Origin of the sequence: Sphingobium indicum B90A (assembly GCF_000264945.2) — a bacterium.
Lineage (GTDB): Bacteria > Pseudomonadota > Alphaproteobacteria > Sphingomonadales > Sphingomonadaceae > Sphingobium > Sphingobium indicum.
In genome coordinates this window covers 2,512,309-2,526,093 of sequence record NZ_CP013070.1, presented here as the reverse complement: position 1 = coordinate 2,526,093, position 13,785 = coordinate 2,512,309, and the positions used below count along the sequence as shown (strand labels likewise).

The 13,785-nt window shown below is 65.4% G+C and carries 12 protein-coding genes; 2 read left to right on the top strand and 10 right to left on the bottom strand.

What is annotated here, in order from left to right; all coding sequences use genetic code 11:
* Window positions 1–12: 12 nt before the first annotated feature.
* Together SIDU_RS12210 and SIDU_RS12205 are read right to left on the bottom strand one after the other, a co-directional pair.
* The gene (locus tag SIDU_RS12210) at window positions 13–1,050 is read right to left on the bottom strand and encodes a phosphotransferase family protein (RefSeq protein ID WP_007683437.1); all 1,038 of its coding nucleotides are present in this window, start codon (window positions 1,048–1,050) and stop codon (window positions 13–15) included.
* Entirely contained in the window at window positions 1,047–2,291 is a 1,245-nt protein-coding gene (locus SIDU_RS12205; protein WP_007683439.1) for an acyl-CoA dehydrogenase family protein, read from the bottom strand. The genes SIDU_RS12210 and SIDU_RS12205 overlap by 4 nt, the downstream gene beginning before the upstream one ends.
* A gap of 201 nt (window positions 2,292–2,492) precedes the next feature.
* On the opposite strand from SIDU_RS12205, the gene SIDU_RS12200 reads away from it, so the two are divergent.
* Entirely contained in the window at window positions 2,493–3,743 is a 1,251-nt protein-coding gene (locus tag SIDU_RS12200; protein ID WP_007683441.1) for a TetR/AcrR family transcriptional regulator, read from the top strand.
* 22 nt (window positions 3,744–3,765) lie between these two features.
* Here SIDU_RS12200 and SIDU_RS12195 read toward each other — a convergent pair whose 3' ends face one another.
* The 4 genes from SIDU_RS12195 to SIDU_RS12185 all read right to left on the bottom strand — a co-directional run bounded on the left by SIDU_RS12195 (window position 3,766) and on the right by SIDU_RS12185 (window position 6,535).
* A complete protein-coding gene (locus SIDU_RS12195; protein ID WP_007683442.1) occupies window positions 3,766–4,368 on the bottom strand; it encodes a GNAT family N-acetyltransferase in 603 nt (200 codons plus the stop codon).
* Window positions 4,365–4,493: a hypothetical protein gene (locus SIDU_RS20245; protein ID WP_007683444.1), complete on the bottom strand. Its 129-nt coding sequence runs from the start codon at window positions 4,491–4,493 to the stop codon at window positions 4,365–4,367. The genes SIDU_RS12195 and SIDU_RS20245 overlap by 4 nt, the downstream gene beginning before the upstream one ends.
* Window positions 4,494–4,496: 3 nt before the next feature.
* Window positions 4,497–5,354 (bottom strand): S-formylglutathione hydrolase, encoded by an 858-nt coding sequence (gene fghA / locus SIDU_RS12190; RefSeq protein WP_007683445.1) that lies wholly within the window; start codon window positions 5,352–5,354, stop codon window positions 4,497–4,499.
* 68 nt (window positions 5,355–5,422) lie between these two features.
* Window positions 5,423–6,535 carry an S-(hydroxymethyl)glutathione dehydrogenase/class III alcohol dehydrogenase gene (locus SIDU_RS12185; RefSeq protein ID WP_007683447.1) on the bottom strand — a complete coding sequence of 371 codons (1,113 nt, stop codon included), beginning with the start codon at window positions 6,533–6,535 and terminating at the stop codon, window positions 5,423–5,425.
* A 141-nt stretch (window positions 6,536–6,676) separates the two neighbouring features.
* Here SIDU_RS12185 and SIDU_RS12180 point away from each other — a divergent pair, with 141 nt between their 5' ends.
* Window positions 6,677–7,612: a LysR family transcriptional regulator gene (locus SIDU_RS12180; protein ID WP_007683450.1), complete on the top strand. Its 936-nt coding sequence runs from the start codon at window positions 6,677–6,679 to the stop codon at window positions 7,610–7,612.
* 14 nt (window positions 7,613–7,626) lie between these two features.
* Here the strand turns inward: SIDU_RS12180 and SIDU_RS12175 are convergent, their stop codons facing one another.
* From SIDU_RS12175 to SIDU_RS12160, 4 genes are read right to left on the bottom strand one after another with little or no spacing between them, the layout of a single operon-like run.
* Complete coding sequence (locus SIDU_RS12175; protein ID WP_007683451.1) at window positions 7,627–8,472, bottom strand: metallophosphoesterase; 846 nt, start codon at window positions 8,470–8,472, stop codon at window positions 7,627–7,629.
* A 45-nt stretch (window positions 8,473–8,517) separates the two neighbouring features.
* On the bottom strand, window positions 8,518–10,344 hold the full coding sequence (locus tag SIDU_RS12170) for a cytochrome c3 family protein (protein ID WP_007683452.1): 1,827 nt from the start codon (window positions 10,342–10,344) through the stop codon (window positions 8,518–8,520).
* Between the two features lie 7 nt (window positions 10,345–10,351).
* A complete protein-coding gene (locus tag SIDU_RS12165; protein ID WP_007683453.1) occupies window positions 10,352–11,230 on the bottom strand; it encodes a hypothetical protein in 879 nt (292 codons plus the stop codon).
* Window positions 11,230–13,743, bottom strand: coding sequence for a cyclic nucleotide-binding domain-containing protein (locus SIDU_RS12160; protein WP_007683454.1), 2,514 nt, complete (start codon window positions 13,741–13,743; stop codon window positions 11,230–11,232). Before SIDU_RS12160 ends, SIDU_RS12165 begins: the two co-directional genes overlap by 1 nt.
* Between the last annotated feature and the right edge of the window lie 42 nt (window positions 13,744–13,785).

The window sequence follows — 13,785 nt, the reverse complement described above, 5'->3', positions numbered from 1 at the left end:
ACTTCCAGCCGTTCACGAACTGACGGTCGGGTCCAGTGCGCGCGCCATGCAGGCCCGTCTCCATGCCTCGCTTGCCAGAGGCTCGATCTTCGCCACCATGACCTCCGCGTCGCTGCTCGACGCATTGCCGTCCGCCATGCGCTTCTTCACGCCTTGCAATATGCCGGCCATGCGGAACAGATTATAGGCGAAATGCCAGGACAGATCGGGCAACGGACCGCAACCGGCCGCATCGCAATATCGATCCATGGCCTGGTCCAGGGTCATCAGCCCCTCCCCCTCCAGGTCCAGCCCGCCCAGCCAGGAACGGCCATCGGCCGGCATGATCCAGTTCATCGCCAGATAGGCGAAATCGGCCAGGGGATCGCCGATGGTCGCCAGTTCCCAGTCTATCACCGCCAGAACCTTTGGCCGGTCCTTCGCGAAGATCAGATTGTCGATGCGAAAATCGCCATGGATGATCGAGTTGCGCGTCTGCCGGGGCACCGTGCGCGGCAGCCATTCGATCAGCTTCTCCATCTCCGGGATATGGTCCGTCTGCGCCGCGCGATATTGCTTCGTCCAACGCCCCACCTGGCGTTCGAAATAATTGCCGGCGCGCCCGAAGCCGCCCAGGCCGATTTTTTCATGGTCCAGCGAATGAAGCCGCGCCAGCGCATCGATCATCGCCTCGTAAAAGGCGCGCCTTTCCCCCTTCCCGATCTCAGGCAAGGCCCCGTTCCAGATGCTGCGCCCGTCGACCATCTCCATCATGTAGAACAGTGCGCCCGCGACGTTCCTGTCCTCGCACAGGGCCACGGGCCTGGGCACCGGAAAGCCCGCGGGATGCAAAGCGGAGATCAGCCGATATTCCCGGTCGACCGCATGGGCCGAGGGCAGCAAGTCCCCGAATGGCTGGCGTCGCAGAACATAAGTCCTTTCGCCGGCCTCGATCCTGTAAGTCGGGTTGGACTGGCCGCCGGGAAATTTCCCGATCCGTCCAAGACCCTGGAAATCCGGCACGGCGCGCGCCATCCAGCGCGCCAGCGACGCTTCGTCGAGGTCGCTCACCGCCGGTCCCGATGGCGGCTGAATTCGGCCCGCGCGATCGCGCGGCGATGCACTTCGTCAGGGCCGTCGACGATGCGCATGGTGCGCAGGCCCGCCCACATCCGGGCGAGTTCGAAATCCGGCGAAACGCCCGCCGCGCCATGGGCCTGGATCGCGTCGTCGACGATGCGCAGCGCCATGGCGGGCGCCTGCACCTTGATCATCGCGATTTCGTTCCTTGCGGCCTTGTTGCCCGCCTTGTCCATCATGTCGGCCGCCTTCAGGCAGAGCAGGCGCGTCATTTCGATCTCTATGCGCGCATTCGCCACCCGTTCCTCCCACACCGAATGTTCGGCAATGGCCTTGCCGAAGGCGGATCGCGAAAGCAGGCGCCGGGACATCATGTCCAGCGCCTCTTCCGCCGCGCCGATCGTGCGCATGCAATGATGGATGCGTCCAGGCCCCAGCCGGCCCTGCGCGATTTCGAAACCGCGTCCCTCGCCCAGAAGCAGATTGCCGGCCGGCACGCGGACATTGTCCAGCAGGATTTCCGAATGCCCATGCGGCGCATCGTCATAGCCGAACACCGAAAGATTGCGCCTGATCGTCACGCCCGGGGTGTCGAGGGGCAGCAGCAGCATGCTCTGCTGCTCGTGGCGCGCCGCGGCGGGATCGGTCTTTCCCATCAATATGGCGATCTTGCAGCGCGGGTCTCCGGCGCCCGATGACCACCATTTCCGCCCGTTGACGACATAATCGTCCCCGTCGCGGTCGATCGAGGTGCGTATGTTGGTGGCGTCGGAGGAGGCCACCTCAGGCTCGGTCATCAGGAAGGCGGAACGGATCGCGCCGTCCATCAGCGGTTTCAGCCAGCGGTCCTTCTGCGCGCGCGTGCCATATTTATGCAGCACCTCCATATTGCCGGTGTCCGGGGCGGAGCAGTTGAAGACCTCCGACGCCCAATGGATCCGGCCCATTTCCTCGGCGCACAGCGCATATTCCAGATTGGTCAGCCGCTCGCCCGAAAAAAGGAAGCTGTCGTCGACATGGGCATGCCCGTTCGAAGGGGGCAGAAACAGGTTCCAGAGGCCCGCCGCCTGCGCCTTCCTCTTGAGCGTCTCGATCAGGTCGAGCGGCGCCCATCTGTCGCCCTCCGCCAATTCCGCCTCATGGGCATGAACCAGGGGACGCACCTCCCCCTCAATGAATTGCCTGACCGCGTCGCGATATCGGGTCTGCCTTTCGGTGAATGAGAAATCCATTCCATCCCTCTCCCATCCCAGGGCATTCAGCCATACCCTCGATTCGAATTACGACTTTTAATCTCTCACCTGATCGGGTTTGTCCAACAGGAATATGGGTCGATGCAGGCATGGTTCCGTGAATTCATGAAAAATCGTGCAAGACCTGGAATTCGAATTCGGGCAAGGCTCGACTCCCGCCGACAAATTGAAGATAGGGCGATGATGACCGACGCCAAAGCGGACAGCGCAGCACTGGAGGGGCCGTCCGGGCCCCCGCTTTCGCGTTTCGAGCGGCAGCGGGGCAAGATTCTGGACGCGGCCACCATGCTCCTCAACCAGCGGGGCATCGCCGGCATGACGCTGCAGGAAGTGGCGGAGCAGTTGGGCCTCAAGACGACGGCGGTCACCTATTATTTCCGGTACAAGGAACAGCTTGTCCGCGCGGTTTTCGAGGACAGCCTTCAGCGCCTGAAGGAAATGGTGGAACAGGCGGGAAAGGCGGACACGCCGCGGGCAAGGGTCGACCAATATCTGCGCATCCACTTCGACCATTATGCGGCGGCGATGCAGGGGAAGACCCGTCCCCTCGCCATATTGTCGGAAATGCGAGCGTTGGAAGGCGAGGCCCGCGCCGCGCTGATGCAGCAATATCAGGCCGTATTTCGCGGCGTCCGCGCCTTTTTCGGCCCGGCGGACACCGCCGCCCGGAAACTCAGGCTGACGGCGCGCACCCAGATGTTGAATGAGGTGGTCTTCTGGTCGGCGATATGGCTGAAACAATATGATGTGGGCGACTTCGACACAGTGCGCCGGCAGCTATTCGATATTCTGGACGGCGGAATTGCGACGCGCCCTTCGCGCGCGCTTCCCGCCGCTCTCGGCACCGGCGAAGCGGTTGCGGCGGGCGACAGCTATTCCCAGTTTCTCAGAACCGCCACGCGCCTGATGAACGAAGTCGGCTATAGGGGGACGTCGATCGACCGGATCGCCGCCGAACTCAACCTTACCAAGGGCAGCTTCTACCATCACCTGCCGACGAAGGACGAACTGATCCTGCAATGCTTCCGCAACAGCTACCAGCGGCTGAGGGATCTCCGCGAACAGGCCCGGAAAGCCGGACTGGACGCCTGGGAAACGCTGATTTCGGTCATCGCGCAGGCGATGAAATATCAGTTCGGGGAAGACTATCCGCTTCTGCGCACCACCGCGTTCCAGGCCCTGCCTGACAGCGTCCGCCAGATTCCCTATGAGCATGCCCAGAGGACGACGCTTCTCTTTTCGGGCCTGCTCGTCGATTCGGTGCGGGAGGGCGCGGCGAAAAACGTCAACCCCCTCCTTGCGAGCCACATCATCATGTCGACGATAAATTCCGCGTCCGACATACGGTCCTGGGCGGCCAAGCAGGACAGGGATGATGCCGTCGCCGACTGCCTGTCGGCCATCACGCGGGGGATATTCCATCCCGCCTGAACCGGCGGCCGTGCCGATCCGCCTATAGCGACTTCAGCCAGAAGCGCATCAGATGGTCGCTCTCCTCAGGCTGGCCGACTTCCTTCCAGCGCATGGTCATGGCGAGGTGCGGCGCCATGCGATAGCCGCGGCTGGTCCAGAAGGGCGTCAGGTCGCGGGTCTCGCTCGGCCGGGCCGGGTGGTCCGGGTCCCTGTCGACCGCGCAGAAGGTCGCGCCGGTCGCGCCCGCGCTTCGGGCGGCCGCCTCCCGCTCGTCGAAGAAGCGATGACCCACGCCTAGCCCGCGAAACTGGGGCAGCAGCACGGATTCCCCGAAATAGAAGAGGGACCGGACATCGATGCCGGCCGCCAGAAAGGGCGCCCTCACCGCCTCGCCCTGGGTCGCCATCGGCGACGCGGTCGCCATGCCAATGGGGATGTCCCCCAGTCGCGCGACCACCAGCACCGCGGTTTCGTCGCTCAGGAAATCGGACAGATAGCCCGCTTCATAGTCGAGGCTGCCGTCATAAAGATAGGGCCAGCCGCGAAACACCGTCATGCGCAATGTCGCGAGCGCGCGCAGCGACATGTCATCCCTGCCGATGCGTTCGATCCGAAGCGGGGTGGCGAGGTCCGCCTGCGTCATCCCGCCCTCACCTGATCCAGCCGCTCGTCCGGCCCCTGGTAGCGGATCGGCATCAATGGCGGACCCGCTTCGGCCTGCAACGCAGGTCCGGCGCCGTCGCGGCCGTTCGCGAACATCGGCGCCATCGATCAATCCCTGCCCAGACGGGCCGCATGCCAGCGCAGATGATCGGCCATGAAGGTGGAAATGAAATAATAGCTGTGGTCATAACCTTCGCGCAGGTTCAGCGTCAGGTCGATGCCCGCCGCCTCGCAGGCCGCCTTCAGCAGTTCGGGGCGCAATTCCTGTTCCAGGAAATTGTCCGCCGTCCCCTGGTCGACCAGCAGCGCCGGAACGCGGGCGCCATCCTCGATCAGCGCGACCGCGTCGTGCCGGCGCCAGGCGGCCGGGTCGTCGCCCAGATAGCCGGCCAGCGCCTTCCGCCCCCAAGGCACCTGTCCTGGCGCGACGATCGGCGCGAAGGCCGAAACCGCCTTGTACCGCGCGGCATGGGTCAGGCCGATGGTCAGCGCGCCATGGCCGCCCATGCTGTGCCCCATGATCGACTGGCGCGCCATGTCGGCGGGGAAGTTCGCCGCGACCAGCGCGGGAAGTTCCCGGGTCACATAGGACCACATGCGATAATGGGCGGCGAAGGGGGCCTGCGTCGCGTCGACATAGAAACCGGCGCCCAGGCCGAAATCATAAGCCCCCTGCGGATCGTCCGCCACGGCGCCGCCGTTGCGGTCCGGACCGCGCGGGCTGGTGTCCGGCGCGACGAAGATCAGCCCCAGTTCCGCGCAGGCGGCGCGGAACTCGCCCTTCTCCGTGACATTGGCATGGGTGCAGGTCAGTCCCGACAGATACCAGACGACCGGCAGCTTCGCCCCTTCGTCATGCGGCGGCACATAGACCGAGAAGGTCATGTCCGTCCCCGTCGAGGCGGAGGCGTGCCGGTATACGCCCTGCACGCCGCCGAAGGCCTTGCTGGCGCTCACTTGTTCCATGATCACCTGCCGTCCGATCGCGTCGGAACGGCACCGGAAGTCACGCCCATGAAATTTCCCCGTCCCGTTCAGAACAGCACGACGCTGCGGATGCTTTCCCCCGCATGCATCAGGTCGAAGCCCTTGTTGATCTCCTCCAGCGTCAGCACATGGGTGATCATCGGATCGATCTCGATCTTGCCGTTCATGTACCAGTCGACGATCCTGGGAACGTCGGTGCGGCCCTTCGCGCCGCCAAAGGCTGTCCCCTTCCAGACGCGGCCGGTGACGAGCTGGAACGGGCGGGTGCTGATTTCCTTCCCCGCTTCGGCCACGCCGATGATGATGCTTTCCCCCCAGCCGCGATGACAGCATTCGAGCGCGGTGCGCATCACCTCCGTATTGCCGGTCGCGTCGAAGCTGTAGTCGGCGCCGCCGTCCGTCACCTCCAGGATCCTGGCAACGGTCTCCTCCCGCGACAGACCCCTGCTGTTGATGAAATGAGTCATGCCGAACCTGCGGCCCCACTCCTCCCGGTCGGGGTTGATGTCGATGCCGACGATCCTGTCCGCGCCGACCATCTTCGCGCCCTGGATGACGTTGAGGCCGATGCCGCCCAGGCCGAAGACCACGACATTCTCGCCCGCCTGCACCTTGGCCGTGTTGACGACGGCGCCGACGCCGGTGGTGACGCCGCAGCCCACATAGCAGCTCGACTGGAAGGGCGCGTCCTCGCGGATCTTGGCCACCGCGATCTCCGGCAGGACGGTGAAGTTGGAGAAGGTGGAGCAGCCCATATAGTGGAAGATCGACTGGCCCTTGTAGCTGAAACGGGTCGTGCCGTCGGGCATCAGCCCCTTGCCCTGGGTGGCGCGGATCGCGGTGCACAGGTTCGTCTTGCCCGACAGGCAGCTTTTGCACTGGCGGCATTCGGGCGTGTAGAGCGGGATCACATGGTCGCCGGGCTTCACCGAGGTGACGCCCGCGCCGACCTCCCGCACGATGCCTGCGCCCTCATGGCCCAGGATCGAGGGGAAGATGCCCTCGCTGTCGAAGCCGTCCAGCGTATAGGCGTCGGTGTGGCAGATGCCCGTCGCCATGATCTCCACCAGAACCTCGCCCGCCTTCGGGCCTTCCAGATCGACTTCGACGATCTCCAGGGGCTTCTTCGCCTCGAAGGCGACGGCGGCGCGGGTCTTCATCTCTCATTCCTCGTCATGATCAGGCGGTAAGAGGCGCCACGGCTCTAGCCCTGCCCCTCTTTCCACCCTCCCTAGCGCTGTTCCGCATTGGTGATAATATGGTGTTTCGGAAAATCATTATTCCTGGACAGGTATAATCAAATGTCGAACTGGGATGGCATTGACGAGTTCATCAGCGTCGCCACGGCGGGCTCCTTCACCCGCGGGGCAAGGGCGCTGGGCGTCTCCACCACCCATGTCAGCCGGTCCATCATGGCGCTGGAGCAGCGCGTGCAGGCGCTGCTTTTCCATCGGACCACCCGGACCGTCCGGCTGACCGACACCGGCCGGGTGTTCTTCGAACGGTGCGAGCGCATAGCCAAGGACCGGGACGAAGCCATCGCCCTGATCGGGGAGAGAAGCGAGCCGCAGGGGGAGTTGCGCGTGACCTGCTCGACCGCCATGGGGGAGCGCTTCGTGGCGCCGATCATCCGCCGCTTCGCCATGCAGCACCCCAAGCTGGCCGTGTCGATAGAATTGTCCAACCGCGTCATCGATCTTGTCGGTGAAGGATTCGACGTCGCGGTCCGCACGGGGACGGTCAACGACCCGCGCCTGATCGCGACGCGGGTGGCGTCGCGCACGCTCTACACCTGCGCCGCGCCCAGCTATCTGGCTTCCGCGGGCCGGCCCGCGAGCGTCGAGGCGCTGGCCGGGCATGAGTGCATCGCCGGCTCCGCCAGCACATGGCATTTCAAGGTCGACGGGCAGGAGGTGATCCATCGGCCGAAGGGACGCTTCCGGTGCAACAGCGGACATGCCGTCATGGAGGCATGCATTTCCGGGCTTGGCATCTGCCAGCTTCCGGACTTCTACATCCTGCCCTATCTCAAGCACGGCATGGTCGAACTGCTGCTGGAGGATGTTCAGCCGGACGATGAACCCATCTGGGCGGTTTATCCGCAGCGGCGCCATTTGCTGCCGAAGGTGCGGCAGGTCGTGGACTGCCTGCTGCGCGAACTGGGGCCCGCAATGAACCCTCCGCGCAGGGAAGAGGCGATCCGTCCCGGCGCCTGGGCGGAAGGCTCCGGGATTTAAGCATCCGGCTTGCGTTACGGCCGCTCGTCCATCAGCGTTCGCACCAGCGGCTGCATGCCCGCGTCGAATTTCGCGAGCATGACATGGTCGTCCGCCGTCTCGAAATGCGTGATCAACCCGTTCCCGGTCCACCGATGAAGCGCGTAAGCAGGCGGGTCGGCGACGATCATCGGGCGATTGTCCGGGGCATCCGGGTCCATCGGCCGCATGTCCAGCGCCAGTTGCGGCGCGGTGGATGAACAGATGGCGATGGTCGTGCCTTTCCACGGCGCGACGACCGAGCGGTGGATGTGGCCGCAGAGGATCGCGTGCAGATTGGGGCGCCCGGCGATGGTCGCGGCGAAGCGCCCGACCCAGGGTTCTTCGGGATGGGTGTTCATCCAGTCGATGCCGACCTCCACCGGGGGGTGGTGCATGACGATCAGCGTCGGGGTGACGTCGTCCTCATTCAGCCGCGCGGCGAGCCATTGCGCGCGCCGCTCGCAAAAGGCGCCGCCATGGCGCCCCGGCTCCAGCGTGTCGAGCATGATGATCCGCCGCCCGTCCTGCGCGATCACATAATGGACGAAGCCGTCATTCTGGGGAATGTGGGGGAAATGCGCGGCGAAATGCGCCCGGTCGTCATGATTGCCCATGCAGGGCCAGACCGGGAAGTCGCACTGGCCGAAGGCGCTGGCGAGACGGCGGTAGCTGTCCGGGTCACCCCGGTCGGTCAGGTCGCCGGTCGCCAGCAGCAGATCGGGCCGGTTGGGACCGTCATTCAGGGCGCGCAAGACCTGGTCCAGCCGCTTGCGGTTGAATTCGGCGGGGTTGTCCGGGTCGAAGCCCAGATGGATGTCCGTGACCTGCGCGATCAGCATTGGTCCTTGCTTCCCTCTTATATATCGCGGCCCGTCCTTAAGGCGCTACCCGCTTGGACTATCAAACTTTCTCGGCCGGTCCGCGGCATCTTTGCCGATCGAACGGTTGGCGGGCGCCCATGGCGCGCCGTCGCCGACATGATAGCTGTGGCACATGGCGCAGCCCGACGGCACGTCCGCCTTGGCCTTTTCCCCGCCGTGGCAGGTGCGGCAACTGTCGATTCCCGGCAGCAGCAATTGCCTGGCATCGTGCGATTTGGGCGCGGCATGGCAGCTTTCGCATTTCTCGGTCCGGTGCGCGGCATGGTCGAACCAGCCATTCATCATATAGCGCATCGGCTGATGCACCGGCAGCACCTGCCAACCTGCATTGCCGTTCGCGCCGGGCGGCGTGATGGTGTGGCAGTCGTAGCAGGCGCCGCCCTTCGAAAAGACGGCCCTGACAGCGTCGTCGGCGCGGGAGGGGCGAGCGGCCGCCGCGCCGAAATAGGCATGGTATATCCGGCCTTGCGCATAGTCTCCGGGCCGCCGCCGCGCCATGCCGCCCAAGGCTGGCGGCTGGGCCGGGCTGGTCGAACGGAAATAAGCCCGCAGGTCCGCGATCGCCTGATCGGGCTGGCCGTGGCGCAGCGTGCGGACGGTGCCGCCGATCGTTTCGAAGGCAAGGCTGTGGCACATCTGGCAGTCGCGTTCCATGTCGACCGGCAGGAAGCGCACGCCGTCGGCGGTCGGCCTGTGGCAATCCTTGCAGGCAAGCGCGTCGCCGAAGCCATATTGCGCCTTCATCGTCCACGCCATTTTCGCGACGCCGCCGGTTGCGGACAAGTGGATGTCGTGCGGGAATTTGAGGCCGCCATCGTCCATCGGCCGGCTGCCGAGCGATGCGCGGGTGAAGCGGGGATGCTTGCCCGGCCGCGTCTGCACCAGAGCGGAAAATTGCGGATGGCTGGTGCCGAAATCGGCGGCATCGCCCAGCTTCGTGTCCTTCAGTCGATCCTTCAAAGTGCCGTGGCAATCGGTGCAGAAGGCCTGCGGTGTGGGCTGCATCGGACCGGCGCCCTCATGTTCGCGGTGGCAATCGACGCAGGCGCCTTCGGGCGGCTTGCCGAAGGCGGAGGCTACTCCCGCCAGCAGCTTGCCGCCCAGCCCCTCTTCCGCCCGCGCCATGGCGATGCGGGCGGCGGGGGCGTGGTCATGCGCGTCCTTGTGGCAGGTCTGGCAGGCGCTGTCGCGGACCGACACGAACGCCTTTTGATGGCAGGTTTCGCAGCGGCCCTCCAGCGCGTGATGTGCCTGGCTGAGCGGGCCGGAGGACCAGCTCTTGTCGCCCACCACCGTGTAGATGTTGCGCGTGTCGTCCGCGGGGCGGCCGGCATAGCTCCAGATGGGCACGGCCAGGAAGCCGACCAGGATCGCCAGCGCCAGCGCCCAGGCCGTCAACCGCTTGCCGGGCAACAGGCCGCGCAGGGAAAAGACCTTCGTCTCCTCCTTTTCCTCCGAGGCTTCGGACACGGCATCGACGCGGCGGATGGAGAGGATTGTCGCGCCTTCCGCTTCTCCGTCATCGTCCCGCGACACGGTGATGCGGTGGCCGCCGAAGCGCAGTTCCGCGCCCTGGGCGGGGTCGATCTCGGCCCGCAGGCCGATTCGGCCCTCCAGTTCGAAACCCAGCGTGCCGGTGGCGCGCACGCGGATGGCGCGCTCACTGACCTGCTCGATCCGGGCATGGTCCGGTTCCAGGGCGAGGTCGGGCAGGTGGATGTCGCTTTCCGCCGCGCGGCCGAGGGAAAGTTGCGGCTTGGCGATCATGGCGGCGCGGACGATCTCGCGGCCATCGGCGGTAAGGCTGATCTGACGGACTAGGAAGCTCATCTCCGGCTCACCAGTAGAAGAAGACGCTGACGACATGCGCGGTCAGCGCGGCCAGCAGGGCAAAGGTGGCGGGCACATGGACGTAGAGCCAGATTTCCAGCAGAGCTTTCAGCTTCAGGTGGCGGCGCAGGCGGGCAAGCATGGCCTGCTTGCGCTCCAGCAGGGCGTCGATCCTTTCCAGCGGATCGTTGCCGGTATCGGGCTTCTCGCCGGTCCAGCGGCGCAGCGCGGCCTGCGCCCTCGCCGTGGCGCAGCGGGGATAGCGGCCCGACAGGCGGGCGAGCAGCCCGCCGCCGAACGGGTCGTCCTCCAGCGACTGGCGCACCAGCGCGGCCTGTTCATGCGTCAGTGGCTGCGCGGCGTCATGCAGTTGCCGGTCGATGGCGCGCACCGCGTCGAGCATCTGCACCTGCGTCATTTCGGCGCGGTTGTTGCTGAGCGCGGCGGGCAAGGTCGCATAGACCGTAATGCCGAACAGGCCCGAAAAAATCACCAGCATCATCAGCGCATAGGCCAGCGTATGCACGTTCCAGCCAAGCTGGAAGCCGGTGTGCAGCGTGGCGACGACGATCAGGCTGAGACCCAGATAGACATGGGCGGAGGTCCAGGCCTTGAGCGACCAGCGGCCGCCCGTCATCGCCCGCTTGCGCAGGCCGAGCAGCGTCAGCCACAGGATCAGCAGCACGCCGATCGTGCCCATGGCATAGCCGTACCAGCTACCGCCATTATGGCGCGGCGTGACGTCCACCAGCATGTAGCTGGCGATCGACAGGACGCAGATCAGCGTCGCGATCTTCAGCCAGCGGAAACCGGCGTGGCGGAGGAAGCCGTCATGCAGCACTTCACCCTTGGCCCGGCGCGCGGGGTTGGCGGCGCGAGTGGCCATCAGCGCGCCTCTCCGCCCAGCCGGGCGACCGTCAGGAAATCTTCCGGCGCGACGCGGATCGCGGCGCCCGTCGGGCAGGCGCGCACGCAGGCCGGGCCGCCGTCGATGCCGGAACACATGTCGCATTTAATGGCTTTTTTCGGCTTTTCGACGCCGGGTTCCGCGTTCTTGTAACGCCATTTCTTCGACGGTTCGCCGGGGCCGGGGCCGGCGCCGAAGAACATCCAACTGAGCAGGCCCGGCTTCTTGGGCGGCACGCTGTCCATGCGGATCACGCCATAGGGGCAGTTGCGCTGGCAATTGCCGCAGCCGATGCAGGTCTCGTCGATGAAGACCTCTCCGTCCGGGCCGCGATGGATGGCGTTGGGCGGGCAGTCGGCCATGCAGTGGGGATGCTCGCAATGGCGGCAACTGGTGGGGACGTGGAGATGGGCGTAGGTCCGGCCCGCCTCCCGGTCGAGGCGGGAGAGGCCGTCATGGCTGTCGGCGCAGGCCTTCTCGCAATTGTCGCAACCGACGCAGAGATGCTCGTCGATCAGCAGCACGTCGGTCGCTTCGCCGATGCCGTTGTCGACCAGGAATTTCGCCGTTTCCGAATACATGTCGACGACGGTGGAGAAGCTGTCCTTGCGGCTTTCGATGAAGGCGTTGACGTCCTGGCGGGCGGCCATGTCGCGGCGGGCGCGTTCCAGCAGGGCGGGCTTGGCGGCCATCAGGCGGGCGAAGGCGTCGCCGTTCAGCCTGATGACCTCCGACTTGACCGTCGCCTTGACCGTGGCGGTGCGCGGGCCGCCGGCGATGAGCGCCATTTCGCCCACATAGCTGCCGGCGGGAAGATAGGAGAGGAAGACGTTTTTACCGCCGATCTTCTTCTCCACGATCATGGAGCCGACGCGGATCACATAGATGTCGTTGCCGAGATCGCCCTCCGTCAGGATCGCCTCGCCTGCCTTAACCGTCCGGATTTCCGCCGTGTCCAGAATGTCGGCAAGGTCGGCGGGGGTCAGGCCGGCGCCGAACATCTGGAGCAGTTGCCGTTCGGTCGATATGCGGGTGATGGCGCGCTTGGCCGGCGGGTTGGAGGACATGAGCTTGAGCGCGGCCGTGCGCGACACCTCCACCATGATCGAATCCGCGCCCGCCCGCACCGTCGCGCCGCGGCGGCGGCCGGAGATCAGGCCGACCTCGCCGAAGATCGAACCCTGTTCGATGGGCACCTCGACGCCGGGGGCGACCTCCACCAGCGCCTGTCCCCGCGCTATCCCGAAAAGCGAGGAGCCGGGATCGAACTTCTCGAAGATCACATCGCCCCTGCGATAGGCGCGCACTTCGCTGTCCAGCATGAATTCGCGCATCTGGAGCGGTGAGAGCCCCTCCAGGATAGAGACGTTGGCGCGCAGGTGCTCCAGCCATTCCGCAACGCCCCTTTTCTCCGGCAATCCCGCGAATTTGGCGGCCAGGATGGGTTCGTCCGCCGGCTTCAGGTCGCGATTGCCGTTGATATATTCGACGACGTCATAGCCCTGGTTCATGCAATGCTTGATCAGCGGATAGCCCGCCAGCGCGCCGATCACGAAGATGCCGGGCGCGGTGCTTTCGAACACCGGCGACAATTTCGGGAAGGCCAGGCGGTCGCCGCTGGTGAATTCGATGCCGCAGCTTTCCACGAATGCGCGAGGCGGGGCGGACCCCATGCGGGCGATGATGCGGTCGCATTTCAGCTTCACCTCGCCATCGCGGCTGTCGAGCGTGACGAAACCCGGCTCCACCTTCGCCGTGGTGGTTTCGGTCATGATGGCCAGGCGGCCGGCTTCGGCGGCGGCCATCAGCGCCTTGACGTTCGCGGCCTTGGCGCTGGCGAACTCGGTCGATCGGTTGAGGATGGTGACGACATTGCCCTGGGCCTCGTCGGCGGCGAGGCCCAGGGCGTTTTCTATGCCCGCGTCGCCCGTGCCGACGACGAAGATATGCTCGTCATTATATTCGGCCGGGTCGTCCAGTTGATATTGGACATGGGGCAGGTCGGCGCCGGGCACGCGCATCAGATTGGGATTGCCCTGCGTGCCGATGGCCATGATCACCGCGTCGGCAATCACCTCCCGCCCGTCGCTCAGGGCCAGGCGATAGGGCGGCGCGAGGCGCTGGATTTCCTTCGTTTCGCTCGTGCCGTCGCGCTTGCGCTCGACGATCTTCTGGATGCTGCCGGGGATGGGATCGCCGGTGCCGGCTATCGCCTTCACCTCCGCATTATAGGCGACATTGACGCCCTGTTCCGCCGCCTGCGCATTCCAGCGGTCCAGGATCGATTCGCGCCTGCCCGCCTCGAAATCGCAGTCCGACCGCAGCACGAGCTGGCTGGGCGTCGCCATCACATGCTTGCCTTTCTGATATTTGAAGATGGTGTCGGACAGATGATCCGTCTTCTCGATCAGCAGGTGCGAAAGCCCCAGCGCAGCGGCGCGGGCGGCCGCACTCAGCCCCGCCGGCCCCGATCCGACGATCGCGATACGCACGCGGTCAGTCAATGATTGTCCCCCAATATGCCCCTGTGCTCC